General features: G+C 55.0%; 16 protein-coding genes. 9 read left to right on the forward strand and 7 right to left on the reverse strand.

The annotated features are described in order from the left end of the window. The first annotated feature begins 35 nt into the window (after positions 1 to 35). From cheY to flhE, 5 genes are all read left to right on the forward strand, one after another. Positions 36 to 425 (forward strand): chemotaxis response regulator CheY, encoded by a 390-nt coding sequence (cheY, locus tag GC087_RS10415; protein ID WP_006120246.1) that lies wholly within the window; start codon positions 36 to 38, stop codon positions 423 to 425. A gap of 9 nt (positions 426 to 434) precedes the next feature. Then, positions 435 to 1076 (forward strand): protein phosphatase CheZ, encoded by a 642-nt coding sequence (gene cheZ / locus GC087_RS10420; RefSeq protein WP_006120247.1) that lies wholly within the window; start codon positions 435 to 437, stop codon positions 1074 to 1076. Positions 1077 to 1266: 190 nt separating this feature from the next. Further along, complete coding sequence (gene flhB, locus GC087_RS10425; RefSeq protein WP_162285809.1) at positions 1267 to 2418, forward strand: flagellar biosynthesis protein FlhB; 1152 nt, start codon at positions 1267 to 1269, stop codon at positions 2416 to 2418. Continuing rightward, complete coding sequence (gene flhA, locus GC087_RS10430) at positions 2411 to 4504, forward strand: flagellar biosynthesis protein FlhA (RefSeq protein WP_033741997.1); 2094 nt, start codon at positions 2411 to 2413, stop codon at positions 4502 to 4504. The genes flhB and flhA overlap by 8 nt, the downstream gene beginning before the upstream one ends. Continuing rightward, positions 4501 to 4893, forward strand: coding sequence for a flagellar protein FlhE (flhE, locus tag GC087_RS10435; protein WP_033741996.1), 393 nt, complete (start codon positions 4501 to 4503; stop codon positions 4891 to 4893). The genes flhA and flhE overlap by 4 nt, the downstream gene beginning before the upstream one ends. A gap of 98 nt (positions 4894 to 4991) precedes the next feature. Here flhE and aqpZ read toward each other — a convergent pair whose 3' ends face one another. Beyond that, positions 4992 to 5687: an aquaporin Z gene (gene aqpZ / locus GC087_RS10440; RefSeq protein WP_324030617.1), complete on the reverse strand. Its 696-nt coding sequence runs from the start codon at positions 5685 to 5687 to the stop codon at positions 4992 to 4994. 322 nt (positions 5688 to 6009) lie between these two features. Further along, positions 6010 to 7740 (reverse strand): arginine--tRNA ligase, encoded by a 1731-nt coding sequence (argS, locus tag GC087_RS10445; protein WP_006120253.1) that lies wholly within the window; start codon positions 7738 to 7740, stop codon positions 6010 to 6012. A 630-nt stretch (positions 7741 to 8370) separates the two neighbouring features. On the opposite strand from argS, the gene GC087_RS10450 reads away from it, so the two are divergent. Continuing rightward, the gene (locus tag GC087_RS10450; protein WP_006120255.1) at positions 8371 to 8931 is read left to right on the forward strand and encodes a VOC family protein; all 561 of its coding nucleotides are present in this window, start codon (positions 8371 to 8373) and stop codon (positions 8929 to 8931) included. Here GC087_RS10450 and GC087_RS10455 read toward each other — a convergent pair. Next, the gene (locus tag GC087_RS10455; protein WP_039343170.1) at positions 8928 to 10070 is read right to left on the reverse strand and encodes a MalY/PatB family protein; all 1143 of its coding nucleotides are present in this window, start codon (positions 10068 to 10070) and stop codon (positions 8928 to 8930) included. The two genes, GC087_RS10450 and GC087_RS10455, sit on opposite strands and share 4 nt — an antisense overlap. 86 nt (positions 10071 to 10156) lie before the next feature. On the opposite strand from GC087_RS10455, the gene cutC reads away from it, so the two are divergent. After that, positions 10157 to 10909: a copper homeostasis protein CutC gene (cutC, locus tag GC087_RS10460; RefSeq protein WP_033741990.1), complete on the forward strand. Its 753-nt coding sequence runs from the start codon at positions 10157 to 10159 to the stop codon at positions 10907 to 10909. Positions 10910 to 11153: 244 nt separating this feature from the next. Then, positions 11154 to 11999, forward strand: coding sequence for a hypothetical protein (locus GC087_RS10465; RefSeq protein ID WP_058701778.1), 846 nt, complete (start codon positions 11154 to 11156; stop codon positions 11997 to 11999). A gap of 3 nt (positions 12000 to 12002) precedes the next feature. Here GC087_RS10465 and GC087_RS10470 read toward each other — a convergent pair whose 3' ends face one another. Beyond that, entirely contained in the window at positions 12003 to 13100 is a 1098-nt protein-coding gene (locus GC087_RS10470) for a glycerol dehydrogenase (protein ID WP_033741989.1), read from the reverse strand. A 146-nt stretch (positions 13101 to 13246) separates the two neighbouring features. On the opposite strand from GC087_RS10470, the gene GC087_RS10475 reads away from it, so the two are divergent. After that, positions 13247 to 13870, forward strand: coding sequence for a LysE family translocator (locus tag GC087_RS10475; protein ID WP_324030508.1), 624 nt, complete (start codon positions 13247 to 13249; stop codon positions 13868 to 13870). Between the two features lie 3 nt (positions 13871 to 13873). Here GC087_RS10475 and cmoB read toward each other — a convergent pair whose 3' ends face one another. The 3 genes from cmoB to GC087_RS10490 all read right to left on the reverse strand — a co-directional run bounded on the left by cmoB (position 13874) and on the right by GC087_RS10490 (position 16043). Further along, complete coding sequence (gene cmoB, locus GC087_RS10480) at positions 13874 to 14842, reverse strand: tRNA 5-methoxyuridine(34)/uridine 5-oxyacetic acid(34) synthase CmoB (protein ID WP_006120261.1); 969 nt, start codon at positions 14840 to 14842, stop codon at positions 13874 to 13876. Beyond that, positions 14839 to 15567, reverse strand: coding sequence for a carboxy-S-adenosyl-L-methionine synthase CmoA (gene cmoA, locus GC087_RS10485; protein WP_006120262.1), 729 nt, complete (start codon positions 15565 to 15567; stop codon positions 14839 to 14841). The genes cmoB and cmoA overlap by 4 nt, the downstream gene beginning before the upstream one ends. 80 nt (positions 15568 to 15647) lie before the next feature. Further along, positions 15648 to 16043 carry an MAPEG family protein gene (locus GC087_RS10490; RefSeq protein ID WP_033741986.1) on the reverse strand — a complete coding sequence of 132 codons (396 nt, stop codon included), beginning with the start codon at positions 16041 to 16043 and terminating at the stop codon, positions 15648 to 15650. Positions 16044 to 16087 lie beyond the last annotated feature (44 nt).

Consider the following 16087-nt stretch of genomic DNA (forward strand, 5'->3'; position numbering starts at 1 on the left):
CCCGTCCTGCCGGGCGAGATAACACAGGAGTAGATATGGCTGACAAAAATATGCGCTTTTTAGTGGTGGACGACTTCAATACGATGCGTCGTATTGTCCGTAACCTGCTGAAAGAGCTGGGCTTCAATAACGTAGAAGAAGCGGAAGACGGCGTCGATGCGTTAACCAAACTCAAGGCAGGTGGTTTCGATTTCGTTATCTCCGACTGGAACATGCCTAACATGGATGGCCTGCAACTGCTGCAGACCATTCGCGCAGATGCGGCCATGGCCAGTCTGCCTGTGTTGATGGTGACGGCTGAAGCGAAAAAAGAAAACATCATTGCTGCCGCTCAGGCGGGTGCAAGCGGCTATGTCGTTAAGCCGTTTACGGCCGCCACGCTTGAAGAGAAGCTGGGCAAAATTTTTGAAAAACTGGGTATGTAAGGAGATGTGATGAGCGACCTTCCGAAATCAGCTGAGCAAGCCGCGGCACAAGATATCATTTCCCGCATCGGTTCACTGACACGCATGCTGCGTGATAGTTTGCGTGAGCTGGGGCTGGATCAGGCCATTGCAGAAGCTGCTGAAGCCATTCCTGACGCCCGTGATCGTCTGGACTATGTAGTGCAAAAGACCGCTCAGGCGGCCGACCGGGCGCTGAACAGCGTCGAAGCAGCGCAACCGCACCAGGACAAAATGGAAGCGGGAGCGATTGCGCTTAAAGGACGCTGGGATGCATGGTTTGAGAATCCTATTGAACTTGCCGATGCGCGCGAGCTGGTGACGGATACGCGTCAGTATTTAGGGGAAGTGCCTGAGCACACCTCTTTTACTAACAAGCAGTTGCTCGACATCATGATGGCGCAGGATTTCCAGGATCTCACCGGTCAGGTGATCAAACGCATGATGGATGTGATTCAGGAGATCGAGCGCCAGCTGTTAATGGTGCTGCTGGAAAACATGCCAGAAGTGAGCGCCGAAAAACGTCAGGTTGGCACTACGCTGCTTAACGGTCCTCAGGTTAACGCTGCCGCCCCTGGCATTGTTGCGAACCAGGATCAGGTGGATGACCTGCTGGACAGCCTCGGTTTCTAATCACCTGGCTGTCTCGCCATCGCGACGTTGCGATGGTCCCTTCTGAAAAGTGGCCTGCTCACCGCGGGCCACTCCGCTTTTCTCTTTTGCTATCCGTGAAAGAGCATGTGTTTTTCACGTTTTATCCACGCTTTAACCAAACTCAAATTTGGCATTCTATGCTCAGAATTCCTGCCAACCGAGGTTTGTGGTGTCAGAAAACAGTGATGAGGACAAAACAGAATCGCCCACGGCCCACCGACTTGAAAAAGCGCGTGAAGAGGGCCAGATTCCGCGTTCGCGCGAGTTAACCTCACTATTGATGCTGTTGGCAGGCATCATGATTTTATGGGTTGGCGGGACGGCAATGGCCCATCGACTGGCGGCAATGGTGTCAACCGGACTCAGTTTCGACCACGGCATGGTGACCGATGACAAAATTATCATCGCCCACGTCGGTAATCTGATCATGCAGGCCATTGCCGCGCTTCTGCCGCTTCTGGGCGGGCTGGTTCTGGTGGCCATTGCCTCACCGATGCTGCTGGGCGGCGTGGTCATCAGCGGCAAATCCATCAAAGTGGATTTTAGCAAGCTGAACCCGTTGCCAGGCTTCAAACGCATGTTCGCCGCGCAGGCCTGGACGGAGCTGTTTAAAGGCATTCTGAAAACCATTCTGGTGGGCTGCGTGGCAGGCTGGTACATCTGGACGCACTGGCCCGATATGCTTCGGCTGATTGCCGAGTCGCCGACCACAGCCCTGATCCATGGCATGGACATGATCGCTATCTGTTGTGCGTTGGTCATGCTCGGCCTGATCCCCATGGTGGGATACGACGTTTTCTGGCAGCTTTACAGCCACTTTAAAAAATTGCGGATGTCACGTCAGGAAATTCGCGATGAGCACAAGCAGCAGGAAGGTGACCCGCACGTGAAAGGGCGCATTCGTCAGCAGATGCGCGCGGCAGCCCGTCGTCGCATGATGGCCGATGTGCCCAGGGCCGACGTGATCGTTACCAACCCAACACACTATTCGGTTGCGCTGCAATATAACGAGAAGAAAATGAGTGCGCCCAAGGTTATTGCCAAAGGCGCTGGCGAGATCGCCTTACGCATTCGTGAACTGGGCGCAGAACACCGCATTCCGGTTCTGGAAGCACCGCCGCTGGCGCGTGCGTTATACCGTCATACCGAAATCGGACAACACATTCCTGGCGCCCTTTATGCGGCCGTCGCGGAAGTGTTGGCCTGGGTCTGGCAGCTTCGCCGCTGGAAGCGCGAAGGTGGCCTGGTGCCCGTAAAACCTAAAGACCTGCCGGTCCCGGCAGAGATGGACTTTGCAGGAGAGAGCAAAAACGATGGCTAATCTGGCCGCTAAACTACGCCTTCCAGGCAACTTCAAAGACATGCAATGGCAGGTCCTTGCGGGTCCGGTGCTGATCATCATGATTTTGTCGATGATGGTTCTGCCCTTACCGCCGTTTATCCTTGATCTGCTGTTTACCTTTAACATTGCCTTGTCGATTATGGTGCTGCTGGTCGCCATGTTTACCCAGCGCACGCTGGAGTTTGCGGCCTTTCCCACCATTCTGCTGTTTTCGACCCTGCTGCGCCTGTCGCTGAACGTAGCCTCTACGCGTATTATTTTGCTGGAAGGGCATACCGGTGCCGCGGCGGCGGGACGGGTGGTGGAAGCCTTTGGCCACTTCCTGGTTGGCGGAAACTTCGCCATCGGGATCGTGGTGTTTATCATCCTGGTGATCATCAACTTTATGGTTATCACCAAAGGTGCGGGCCGTATCGCCGAAGTGGGTGCGCGCTTTGTGCTTGACGGGATGCCGGGTAAGCAGATGGCTATCGACGCCGACCTGAATGCGGGTCTGATTGGCGAAGATGAAGCGAAGCGTCGTCGCGCCGAAGTGACTCAGGAAGCGGACTTTTACGGTTCGATGGACGGTGCCAGTAAGTTTGTACGCGGGGATGCCATCGCCGGTATTTTGATCATGGTCATTAACGTGATCGGTGGTTTACTGGTGGGGATCGTTCAGCATGGTATGGATGCGGGCCACGCGGCAGAAACCTATACGCTGTTAACCATCGGTGACGGTCTGGTCGCACAGATCCCTGCGCTGGTCATTTCTACCGCGGCGGGTGTTATCGTGACGCGCGTGGCAACCGACCAGGACGTCGGCGAGCAGATGGTCGGGCAACTGTTCAAAGATCCGCGTGTCCTCATGCTGAGTGCCGGCGTAATCGGTTTGCTGGGGCTTGTGCCTGGCATGCCTAACTTTGTGTTCCTGCTGTTTACGGCGGCCTTACTGGGGCTGGCGTGGTGGTTACGTGGCCGCGAGATGCAGCCGAAGAAGAATGTCGAATCGCCGAGCAGCATCGCAAAATCCATGGAAACGCCTGCCTCTGCCGAAGCCTCCTGGACTGATGTGCAGCTTGAAGACACGCTGGGCATGGAAGTGGGTTACCGCCTGATTCCGATGGTCGATCACAACCAGAACGGTGAGTTGCTTGGTCGTATCCGCAGTATCCGTAAAAAAGTGGCGCAGGATGTCGGCTTTCTGCCGCCGGTGGTGCATATCCGTGACAACATGGAATTGCCACCCGCGCGCTACCGCATTTTAATGAAAGGCGTGGAGATCGGCAGCGGTGATGCCTATCCCGGACGCTGGATGGCGATTAACCCCGGCACAGCCGCGGGTACCTTGCCGGGTGAAGCAACCGTCGATCCTGCCTTTGGCCTGGCGGCGGTGTGGATTGACGGTGCGCTCAAAGAGCAGGCCCAGATTCAGGGCTTTACCGTAGTAGAAGCCAGTACCGTTGTGGCGACGCACCTTAATCATCTGATTGGCCAGTACGCCAGTGAGTTGTTTGGCCGTCAGGAAGCGCAGCAACTGCTGGACCGCGTCTCCTCAGAGATGCCGAAACTGACCGAAGATTTAGTGCCTGGCGTGATTACGCTGACAACGCTGCACAAAGTCCTGCAGAACCTGCTGGTTGAGCGCGTTTCGATTCGTGATATGCGCACCATTATTGAAACCCTGGCAGAGCATGCGCCGGTTCAAAGCGATCCGCAGGAACTCACCAGCGTGGTGCGCGTGGCGCTGGGCAGAGCGATTACGCAGCAGTGGTTCCCTGGCACGGGTGAAGTGCAGGTGATTGGCCTGGATGCGACACTGGAGCGCCTGCTGCTGCAGGCCTTGCAGGGCGGTGGCGGACTTGAGCCAGGCCTGGCCGATCGGCTGTTAGCCCAGACGCAGGAGGCCCTGCAACGGCAGGAAATGATGGGCGCGCCGCCTGTCCTGCTGGTCAATCATCCGTTACGCGCCTTACTGGCACGCTTCCTGCGCCGTAACATGCCGCAGCTGGTGGTGCTGTCCAATATGGAATTAAGCGATAACCGTCAGATTCGCATGACCGCAACCATCGGTGGCAAACAATGAGATCGCTAATGCTGTTTTCGCTGCTGCTTCCGCTGTTTGCTCAGGCCGCTGACGGTGCCTGGAGCGCCAGCGCGGCGGGTCCACTGATGGCGAACAGGGGAAGCTGGCAGTCGTCGCAGCCGCTGACCCCGCCAGGTCAGGTCAGTGGGGCGATCACCGTGGTGAACTGGCGTTATCAGTTTACCCAACCGGTGCCTTCCGGTTTACAGGTCCGGCTCTGTGCAGAACAGCGTTGTACCGAACTGGACGGTGCCAGCGGCAGCACACGCGGTCTGGCTGAGGTCGCCGCCGGTGAAACGTTACATATGGTGTTTGGCTTCGCCGGTGGCGGAAGTTTGCCGCCGGGGCTGAAGGTCGTCAGCACAGCGGTGACGGTCAACTACCACTAAGCCTTTTTCGCCCTGTTCATGGCAGACTGACAAGCATCATCAAGAGACTGATGCTGTCGGTCTGCCCGATCACTCCCGATGTCATAACGCGGTTCAGGCTACGCGTCTTTTTGCAGCAGAAAGCGGTAAAGCCATCCCCCTGCAACGCCACCCGCTATCGGTACCAGCCAGAAAACCCACAGCTGCCGTAACGCCCAGCCTCCCTGAAAAACAGCCATCGCGGTACTGCGTGCCGGATTCACCGAGGTATTGGTTACCGGGATACTGATTAAGTGAATGAGCGTTAATGCCAGACCAATCGCAATGGGAGCGAAACCCGCCGGCGCGCGTTTATCCGTCGCACCCTGAATAACCACCAGGAAGAACGCGCTGAGTACGAGTTCAGTGATGACGGCCGCGCAGAGGGAATAGCCGCCTGGCGAGTGCGCCGCAAAGCCGTTGGCAGCGAAACCCTTATCTGCCATCGTAAAGTCAGCCTGACCACTGACGATCAGATACAGCACGCCCGCCGCCGCAATACCGCCAGCCATCTGTACCACGATGTAGGGCAAGATGGGCTTGCTGTCGATGCGGCCACCGGCCCATAAGCCCAGGGTGACGGCGGGATTAAAGTGACCGCCCGAAATGTGGCCTACCGCAAAGGCCATTGTCAGTACGGCGAGGCCAAATGCCAGAGACACGCCCACAAACCCAATCCCGGTTTGGGGAAAATTCGCGGCGAGCAGGGCGCTGCCGCAGCCTCCGAATACCAGCCAGAAGGTGCCGAACAGCTCGGCAAACGCTTTTCTTAACATCAACTTATTCTTCCTTTCTCGTTAACACGTTAAACCTGATAAAACGCGGGCTTATAGTAGAGCGCGGGAATAAGAAAAGAATCTTGTCCCAACAGGACCTTGATATACGCGACATCAGGGTTGCCTGAGCGGGTTTGCACGGCGCGTGCTGCGATCATCTCTGGTGCTGAAATACGAATTAACGCCTTTGTATCGTGGAGTCAGGGAGGGCAATGGCAAAGATGACGCTACATGAAGGAAAATTGTGCGGGTGACGGGCAGAGCGGGAAGGGCGAGGTTGAGGCAGGCGCTGAGAACAGTCAGCTCTCAGCGCCTTAACAGATTACATGCGATCGACCGTTTTGATCCCCAGCGTATCCAGGCCCAGTTTCAGGGTTTTTGCGGTCAGTGCCGCAATCTGTAAACGGCTCAGGCGCGTCACGTCGTCCTCTGCGGCCAGAATCGGACAGTGCTCGTAGAAACCGGAGAACAGGCCCGCCAGATCGTACAAATAGGCACACATCACATGCGGTGTGCCATCGCGTGCCACCTGGGTAATGACCTCTTCAAACTGCAGCAAACGCGTTGCCAGCAGGGCTTCACGGTCATCCGTCAGCACGATTTCTGCCTGAATCGCATCGGCGTCGATACCGGCTTTACGGAACACGGACAGCACGCGCGTATAAGCATATTGCATGTAAGGCGCCGTATTGCCCTCAAACGCCAGCATATTATCCCAGTCAAAAATGTAATCAGTGGTGCGGCTTTTTGACAGATCGGCATATTTCACGGCGCTGATGCCGACGACTTCCGCAAGCGTGCTGACTTCCTCTTCCGTCATGTCCGGGTTTTTCTCGCGTACCAGCGTGTACGCGCGTTCATAGGCTTCATCCAGCAAATCTGACAGCTTAATGGTGCCGCCACTACGGGTTTTAAACGGACGGCCATCTTTACCCAACATCATACCGAACGCATGATGTTCAAGTGGAACGGACGCAGGCACATAGCCGGCTTTACGGACAATGGTCCACGCCTGCTGTAAATGCTGATGCTGACGTGAGTCGATGTAGTAAATTACGCGGTCCGCATGCAGGGTTTCATAGCGATACCTGGCACAGGCAATATCGGTGGTGGTGTAAAGATAGCCGCCATCCTTTTTCTGGATGATCACGCCCATCGGCTCACCTTCTTTATTCTGGAATTCTTCCAGGAATACCACGGTGGCGCCTTCACTCTCGACGGCCAGACCTTTGGCTTTCAGATCGGCCACAATTTCCGGCAGCATGTCGTTATAAAGGCTCTCACCCATCACATCATCACGCGTCAGGGTGACGTTCAGACGGTTGTAGATATGCTGGTTTTGCGTCATGGTGATATCAACCAGCTTTTTCCACATCTGACGGCAGTAGTCGTCACCGCCTTGCAACTTCACGACATAGCCGCGCGCACGCTCTGCAAACTCAGGATCTTCATCGTAAGTGCGCTTGGCTTCACGGTAAAAACCTTCTAAATCCGCCAGCGCCATCTCCGCGTGGTTTTCATTTTGCTGTTTTTCAAGAAACGCAATCAGCATGCCGAACTGCGTACCCCAGTCGCCCACATGGTTCGCGCGGATCACGTTGTGGCCCAGGAACTCGAGGGTGCGCACCGCGGCGTCGCCAATGATAGTGGAACGCACATGGCCGACGTGCATCTCTTTCGCCACGTTGGGGGCAGAGTAGTCCACGACGATTGTCTGTGGTTCGACCGGGTTCACGCCAAGGCGCGGATGATTCAGCGCCTGCCGGGCATGGTCGGCCAGCCACTGACGATCCAGGAAAATGTTGATAAAGCCCGGCCCCGCGATCTCCACTTTGCTGGCAATACCAGTGAGGTCCAGATGTTGAATCACGGTTTCAGCTAATTGTCGTGGCGCCTGGCCCAGTTTTTTCGCCACGGCCATGATGCCGTTAGCCTGATAATCACCAAACTGAACTTTAGCCGACTGACGAACCTGAGGTTCACAATCGGAGGGAGCACCAGCCAGCACCATTGCCTGACTGACTTTTGCGGAAAGAAGCGCCTGAATATTCACCGGGTTACCTTACATATGCAGAGAAAAGCACGCTATTTGGGCAGCGGGCTGTCGTCATGATTCTGCCGGGTGCAATGACCACAGGTCCTGGCCCGGCAAAAGGAAAAAATGAGGGAAAAAGTATACGTGAATTGTCAGCGTGAGTCAGTAGCGGGATAAAGGCAGGGAAACAGAGCCGAAGATGTTTCCCGCAGAGATTAGCGACGACGCGCGCGGCGCGCGTTTTTAACACTTTTGTCTGCACGTACCTTCCAGTGGCGCGCAAGGGCAAACCCCATCAGTGCAATTAAGATGGCAACTACGATGAGCATCGTCATAAAAACTTTCCTTATAATAGTGTTAATGCAAATTTAATAGAAAGTTATGCAGGCTGCAATCATGCCACTGTTAAGTAAGACTTATCTTATTGTGTTAATGATAACCATACAAAACAGTAACTTAAGTTACTTTTGTCAACGAAAAGGTGGATCTAAACAGAAGATTAATCTGAATTAAAAGCGTTAATTTTTTGCTTTTCTCGTAAAACGCCCGCCAAATAAGATGAATCTTACCCTTTTGTTCATTACGATAGTTCAGTAACAATGAGTTACGGCATTCCCTGGTCATAAAAAAGTGAGGAGACAGCTTACGGTGAGCATGATATTTCCACCCGAACTGGACGATTTACAGGCCGATTTAGCGGCTTTCGAAGAACGGTTACAAAATTTTTCACAGCGTCTGGGATTAAACCCCACAGACCTCGACGTCGATCATGTGGCCGTGCGGTGTCATCAGAATGCGACGGCCGAACGCTGGCAAAAGGGGTTTTTGCAACTCGGGGAGCAGTTCTCGGCGGCGATGATTAACGGACGACCGGTATGTTTATTTAAGCTGCACCAACCGTTAATGATTGCCGGCTGGGCGATAGACGTCGTTGAGCTGCCCTGGCCGGGTGAAAAACGTTACCGCCACGAGCGCTGGGAACATATTGAGGTGGTATTACGAGGCGAGCCTGAAACACTGGGCATGCGTGCCATGGCGCTGCTGTCCGATCAGGCACTCACACAGCCGGGTATTTCATTCAAAACCAGCTCACCGAAAGGGGAAAACGAGCGTCTGCCGAATCCTACGCTGGCAGTGACCGATGGGGAAACCACGATTAAGTTTCACCCATGGCGACTGGACGAGATTGTGGCCAGTGAACAGCGTTAGCCCCGGGCTTCAACCGCGCGTCTGAGCCGTCTGACGGCTTCTTCCAGCAAGGCGCGGGGACAGCCGAAATTGATCCGTACAAAGCCGTCATCACCAAAGTCGCGCCCTGGCGAGAAGCCAAGCCCGTGTTTTTCAAAGTACAGCGCCGGGCTGGCAACCTGGAGTTCACGCGCATCGATCCAGCCCAGATAACTGCCTTCCGGAGAGGTCATTTTGAGGCCGGGCAGCGCATTGACTTCGGAAACCAGCCAGTCCCGGTTGCCGCGCAGATAATCAAGCTGAGCATCAAGCCAGTCATCACAGGCCCGCCAGGCGACTTCCGCCGCAACCAGGGCCAGAATATCGACTGAGGGCACAATGCCCTGGCGCACGGCGGTGAATCGCGCCCGTAGTTCAGGATCCGGGATCACAGCGACGGAAGCGCCCAGCCCGGCAATATTGAAGGTTTTGGATGGCGAAAGCAGCGTAATGCTCCGTTGGGCCGCATCATCACTCAGGGAGGCAAAGGGGATATGTTGCAGCCCCGGCGTTAACAGTAAATCGCAATGAATTTCGTCAGAGCAGACGATTAAATCATGGTGCTGCGCAAAGGCCAGCTGCGCTTCAAGTTCTTCCCGGCGGTAAACCGTGCCGCCAGGATTTTGCGGATTGCAAAGCATCAGCAACGTTTTGTCCTGCATGTGGCCGTCTGCTGCAGTGAGATCCATGACCCAGCGGCCTTCCTGCAACGTCAGAGGCAGATTCAACTGATCACGTTCAGCCAGCTTCGCGGCTGAACGGAAAGGGGGATAAATGGGATGCGGCGCGACGGTACCCTGGTGCGGCGCGGTAAACGCCCGCACGGCCAGATTTAACCCGCAGACTACGCCGGGCAACACGACCACCCATTCCGGTTTAACTTCCCAGCGATAGCGTGATTTACAGCGGGCAATCAGCGCATCGATAAATCCCTGAGGCTTATCGCCATAGCCGAAAACACCATGATCAACGCGGGCTTTAATGGCCTCAATGATGGGGGCAGGCGATCGGAAATCCGTATCCGCTACCCACAACGGCAGAATATCCTGGCCCGCATATTTGTGCCATTTAAGGCTATCACTGTGACGGCGGTCTATCCGTTGGTCAAAATTGAATGTCATAGTTAGTTTTCCACGTAAACTGTTCTAAGGGATAAGCATACCTGACGAATTTGGCGTGAACAGGACGTCATGTAAAGGAGAAGAGAATGACCACACTGGAAATTTGTTGCTATGGGGTGGATTGTGCCTTAACCGCTCAACAGGCGGGGGCCGATCGAATTGAACTCTGTGCGGCACCGCGTGAAGGCGGCCTGACACCTTCTGCTGGCATGCTGGAAGTCGCCCGTCGTGACATTTCTGTTCCGGTGCATCCTATTGTCCGCCCGCGCGGCGGAGATTTTTGCTATTCCAGCCGGGAGTTCGAGGCAATGAAATCGGATGTCGCGCGGATTCGCGAACTGGGCTTTCCGGGCGTAGTGTTAGGGATGCTGGATGAAGATGCCCATATTCATGTGGGGCAGATGCGGCAGATCATGGCGCTGTGCGACGGCATGGCGGTGACCTTCCATCGCGCCTTCGATCTCTGCCACCGGCCAAAACGTTCGCTCGATGTTTTAACCGATTTTGGCGTGAAACGTATCCTCACTTCCGGGCAGCAGCAGAGCGCGGAAAACGGAATTGCATTATTGAGGGAACTTAATGAATACAGCAGCGGTCCTATCATTATGGCAGGTGCTGGCGTTCGATTAAGTAACCTGCAAAAGTTTCTTGATGCAGATATTCGTGAGGTACACAGCTCGGCAAGCCACCTGGTGGCATCACCGATGCGTTACCGCAAAGCGGGTGTTTCCATGTGTTCCGAAGCCGAAATTGATGAGTTCAGCCGTTACTGCGTCGATGGTGATGTTGTAGAGGCAATGAAAAGTGTCATGCAAATGAATACCGCCCGGGTGGCCTGACTCATAACCAGTTTTGCCGCGCAGCACGCCGATTGATGACGTGATGTTTGCAAGTACCAAACCCCAGCACATTTGCTGGGGTATTTTTTGTCCGGTATTCCGCTATAGTGGATGATGAAACAACGCATTGCGTGCATTCTGTGTCGCCGTTTGCCGTCAACGCGGCTTTGCTTTCCCTGTTCTGTTCCCCCGTTTGCGGGTCATCAGCTTAACCCTAATCGACATTGATGTCAGAGGCCCTGCCATGCGATGCATTCTGCTTTCCGCTGTTCTCACCGTGATGGGATGCCATGCGCCCTTAACCTTTGCCGCGTGCAAATCAAACAGTAAAGCGGTCTCTGACAGTAATAACTGGATTCTGTTGGGCGGCAGTGCGAAAGGGGCGGTACGTCAGGTTGTCGCAGGGGAGTTTGGCAAAGACGTCAATTCGCAAAAGCGGGTGCTGGGGCAGTTTGATCCCTGTGGCGACCTGCTGGTGGCGGATATCAGTTATGACAAAAATGAGCGTAACGTCATTCTGAGCATGGAACAACATCTGGTGCGTGTGCAGGAAGGTTGGGTGGCCGAATATGCGTATCTGGTAAAAGTGCTGAAACAGGGAAAGGAAGTGGTGGTGGATAACCGACAAGGCACCATCAACTGGCACAAGGGAAAAAACGGCAATATTATCAGCGCTTCAGACAAATTCATCAGCATGGGCAAATCGGGATTCACGGACACCACGTACCGCTACGATAAACACTATCGTTTGCTGAAAAGCATTGCGCGCGGAACCGATCCCGTCAGCAACGGGGAATACCGTTACGCGTGGAGTCCGCAGGGCCTCGTCACCCGCACCACCTCTGCCCGGCGAAAAGACACCTATACCTATGACGATAAAGGGCGGGAGCTGCGCCTCAACGGCACGGCATCAACCGACGTCAGCACTCTGCGTACCGTGGATGAATGCCAGTTCTGGGATGACAAGGGCAACTGCACCCTGAGTTACCTGAATGAAACCGAAGTTTTTGAGAAAGGCACGGTGCAGCGTCACCTCAGTGCGGTTTATAAGTATCAGTACTGGGACAAACCCACTGAGGCGACGGAATAGCCCCTATTTTACCGTTTTACTGAACGCATCCAGGCCCAGCAGCGCATGGGCGATCTGTTCCGGTGCCAGGTTAGGATTGAGGTTTTTCAGCGTATCGCCCTCGCTGTTCGCCAGCGCGCCGATTTTTACCAGATCTTCCCAGCTCACCCCGTCCAGATGCATCTCTTTTAACGTGGTCGGCATATTGATCGAACGGTAGAAGCGGATGTAGCGGGCAATTTCTTCATCGGGACGCTGCTCAAGCACCATCTGAGTTAACGTACCGTAGGCCACTTTTTCACCGTGAGTAAGATGGTGGATATCGCCGTCAATTGCGGTGAATCCGTTATGAATCGCGTGCGCACCTGCCAGACCGGCGTTTTCAAAGCCTAAACCGGACAGCAATGTATTGGCTTCCACTACCGCTTCTACCGCTGGCGTGACGCGTTTTTCCGAGACTGCGATATAGGCACTGTAGCCCCACGTCAGCAGCGTCTCTTCACAGGCCCGGGCAATGGCAAGACCGGCAATAGTCGGATCGCCATTGACCATCGATTTCGCATGGCTACGGGCCACCGCCTGGGCTTCCACCCAGGTCGCCAGACCATCGGCGATGCCGGACGCGAACAGGCGGGCGGGCGCGGCGGCGCACACGGCGGTATCAATTAACACCAGATCGGGATTTTTACTGTAGAAACGGTAGCTTTCAAAAACGCCACTGTCGGAATAGATAACAGACAGCGCGCTACAGGGCGCATCGGTTGAGGCAATGGTGGGCACAATCACTACCGGCTGTTTGAGTTCATCGGCCACGGCTTTTACCGTATCCAGCGTTTTGCCGCCACCCAAACCAATCACCACGTTACAGCCCTGCTGCTGCGCATGCTGACTTAACCGGGTAATTTCATTACTGGAGGCTTCGCCATTGAACTGCTGACGGCTGAGGGTAATGCCTGCTTTTTCCAGCGTAGACTGCGCCCGCTCACCAATCAGCCCCCAGACGACATCGTCAGCCACCACGAAAGCGTGATTGCCCAATTCCGTGACATACTCTCCCAGTTCATCGAGCACGCCCGCACCCTGTACATATTTGCGAGGCGAAGAGAAAATAAATTTACTCATGATCGTAGCTCCTGGTTTTTCAATTGAGACCGTTACCGGCCCGCTAATAACGCCACTAAAAAGCGTAGCAGTTAATCACGCCTGGCTGTCTGTACAGCGTGAAAAACGCTTGTTATTGTTAAGCACTTCTAATCAGGAGTACGCCTGTGACGACTTCATTCCTCTCTTTTCTGTTTGCGATCATCATTTTGACCCTGACGCCGGGGTTCGATACGGCATTAATTTTGCGATCGGCGGCGGCACAGGGCTGGCGAGGAGCCAGTGCGACCGCGCTGGGCGTGGCGACGGGCTGTCTGTCGTGGGGCATTGCGGTAGGGCTGGGGCTGGGGGCGCTGCTGCTGGCATCGGAAACGGCGTATAACCTGCTGAAGTGGGCTGGCGCAGCCTATCTGCTCTGGCTGGGCGTCAGGTTACTGTGGCATCCGCGTCGCCAGAATGCAGCGCTGCCCGCCGAAACGCCGTCGCAGCAAACGCATCTGGCCTGCTTTCTGCGTGGGTTACTGGGGAATCTGTTGAATCCTAAAGTGGGCGTTTTCTACGTAACATTTTTACCGCAGTTTATCCCTCAGGGCGGTTCGGTCCCGGTCTGGTGCACCCTGATGGCCCTGACACATATGGTGACTGGATTGATCTGGAGCAGCGTGCTGATTGGCAGCAGTCACTATTTTGCGGCACAGCTCAGGAAGCCACGCGTGTTAATAATCATGGATCGTTTGACGGGCTGCGTCTTTATTGGCTTCGCGGCGAAACTGGCGCTGTCTCGCCGCTGAGCATTACGGCTTTGTGGCGACCAGCACCGCACGCAGCGGTGCGGGATAACCTTCAACGGTTTTGCTGCTGTCCGCAGGATCAAGGAATTCCGCCAGCGATTCGCTGGTCATCCAGTCGGTCCGGCGCTGTTCATCTGTGGTCGTTACGGCAAAGTCCACAATGCGCACATCGACAAAGCCGCATTTCTCCAGCCAGCTTTTCAGCGCCTCGGCGGAGGGGATAAAGTAGACGTTGCGCATCTGAGCATAGCGTTCGCCTGGCACCAGCACCTGATTCACATCGCCTTCAATCACCAGCGTTTCCAGGACCAGTTCGCCGCCGCTCACTAACTGATTTTTCAGCTGCATCAGATGATCCAGCGGCGAACGGCGGTGATAAAGCACGCCCATGGAAAACACGGTATCGAACGCCTGAAGCACCGGCAGCTGTTCGATGCCGAGCGGCAGCAGGTGGGCGCGGCGGTCGTCATTTAACAGCTTGCGTACGGCTTCGAACTGGCACAGAAACAGCTGCATGGGATCGATACCGACCACAAGGTGCGCGCCTGCCCCGATCATGCGCCACATATGGTAGCCACTGCCACAGCCCACATCCAGTACAGTGCGTCCGGCTAACGAGGAGATGTGTGGCAGCACGCGATCCCATTTCCAGTCTGAGCGCCATTCCGTATTAATTTCGGTGCCGTAAAGCGAATAGGGGCCTTTGCGCCAGGGCATCAGATTGCGCAGCAGTTTCTCAATGCCCTGACGGTGCCGATCGCTGATATCGTCCCGATCGGCGCTGACGCTGTGCAGCAGGTCCAGCCGCTGAGGTTCCAGCTGGGGTAAATATTCCAGCGACTTGTACCAGTCACGGAAGTGCCCGTGCAGATTTTCACGCTGCCACTCGCTGATTTGCGCAGGCAGCACCTCCAGCCATTTTGCCAGGGGACCCACGGCGATTTGCTGATAAAAACGGCCAAAGTCGATCATTTTAATGCCACCAACGAACCAAAATTAAAACACTGAAACCACAGCTCAGCATGAGAAAAGCCGGCCTGTTTCAGGCGCGCCTTGTGCGTTTCTACGCTATCGGTGAGCATCACATTTTCCAGCATGCTGCGTTTCTGGCTGATTTCCAGTTCGCTGTAGCCGTTGGCGCGCTTAAAGTCATGATGCATGTTGAACAACAGTTCACCGACGTCACGATCTTCAAAGCTGAACTTCTCAGAGAGCACCAACGCGCCGCCGGGATTCAGCCCCTGCCAGATTTTGGTCAGCAACGTCAGGCGGGCTGGCGGTTCAAGAAACTGCAGGGTGAAATTGAGCACCACCAGTGAGGCGTTCTCAATGGCGATATCGCAGATATCCGCTTCGACGACCGTAACCGGCGTATCCGCCCGAAACGCATCGATATGACGGCGGCAGCGCTCCACCATGGCCGGCGAATTATCCACAGCAATAATCTGACAGCCGGGCACGTGAATATTGCGGCGCACCGAGAGCGTGGCAGCGCCTAGTGAACAGCCCAGGTCAAATACCTGGCTGTTGGGCTGGACGAAACGTTCTGCCAGCATGCCAATCATCGAAATGATGTTGGAATAGCCCGGCACTGAGCGCTGAATCATGTCGGGAAACACTTCAGCCACGCGCTCGTCAAACGTCCAGTCGCCCAGTTTTTCAATGGGCGCAGAAAAGAGTTGATCGCGATCAGACATAACGAAAATCCGAAGAGACGGCGGAAAGGGCGCTATTCTGGCAGAAACTGCCGCGGCCTGCACCCTTTACGCCGTTAACATTAACGCAAGCTGAGCAAGAGTGGCCAGGGCAGGTAAATCAGGTTAAAAATTACCATACCGGACAGCGAGAATAACGTCAGCATCATGCCATATTTGCGTTTGCTCATGACATCGTTGCGCAGGCCCTGTGCATGCAACACCCGGCCAATGAAAAACAGGATGCCGGTCAGGTGCACCATCCAGATATTCGCGCCGTTCATCTCCAGCACAATCAGCAATAATAACCCCAGCGGGATCGTTTCAATGGCATTGCCGTGAATCCGGATGGCCATATGTAAATCGTGATGACCGCCATCGCCATAAGCCACATGATGCTGTCGCCGTAAGCGCACAACATTCAGGGTAAATTTCATGATCAGTAAGGCCCCGATCACCACATATAACGCGCTTATCATTATTGATTCCTTATTTTTACTTTTGCCAGAGGTGTGATGCTGCC

The sequence above is a fragment of the Pantoea sp. JZ2 genome (assembly GCF_035191405.1).
Taxonomy (GTDB): domain Bacteria; phylum Pseudomonadota; class Gammaproteobacteria; order Enterobacterales; family Enterobacteriaceae; genus Pantoea; species Pantoea stewartii.

What these genes read in the sequence shown, in the direction of transcription:
- cheY (WP_006120246.1), top strand. Translation starts at nt 36, where the DNA reads ATGGCTGACAAAAATATGCGCTTTTTAGTGGTGGACGACTTCAATACG.
- cheZ (WP_006120247.1), top strand. Translation starts at nt 435, where the DNA reads ATGAGCGACCTTCCGAAATCAGCTGAGCAAGCCGCGGCACAAGATATC.
- flhA (WP_033741997.1), top strand. Translation starts at nt 2,411, where the DNA reads ATGGCTAATCTGGCCGCTAAACTACGCCTTCCAGGCAACTTCAAAGAC.
- flhE (WP_033741996.1), top strand. Translation starts at nt 4,501, where the DNA reads ATGAGATCGCTAATGCTGTTTTCGCTGCTGCTTCCGCTGTTTGCTCAG.
- aqpZ (WP_324030617.1), bottom strand. Translation starts at nt 5,687, where the DNA reads ATGTTAAGAAAAGCGTTTGCCGAGCTGTTCGGCACCTTCTGGCTGGTA.
- GC087_RS10455 (WP_039343170.1), bottom strand. Translation starts at nt 10,070, where the DNA reads ATGACATTCAATTTTGACCAACGGATAGACCGCCGTCACAGTGATAGC.
- cutC (WP_033741990.1), top strand. Translation starts at nt 10,157, where the DNA reads ATGACCACACTGGAAATTTGTTGCTATGGGGTGGATTGTGCCTTAACC.
- GC087_RS10465 (WP_058701778.1), top strand. Translation starts at nt 11,154, where the DNA reads ATGCGATGCATTCTGCTTTCCGCTGTTCTCACCGTGATGGGATGCCAT.
- GC087_RS10470 (WP_033741989.1), bottom strand. Translation starts at nt 13,100, where the DNA reads ATGAGTAAATTTATTTTCTCTTCGCCTCGCAAATATGTACAGGGTGCG.
- cmoB (WP_006120261.1), bottom strand. Translation starts at nt 14,842, where the DNA reads ATGATCGACTTTGGCCGTTTTTATCAGCAAATCGCCGTGGGTCCCCTG.
- cmoA (WP_006120262.1), bottom strand. Translation starts at nt 15,567, where the DNA reads ATGTCTGATCGCGATCAACTCTTTTCTGCGCCCATTGAAAAACTGGGC.
- GC087_RS10490 (WP_033741986.1), bottom strand. Translation starts at nt 16,043, where the DNA reads ATGATAAGCGCGTTATATGTGGTGATCGGGGCCTTACTGATCATGAAA.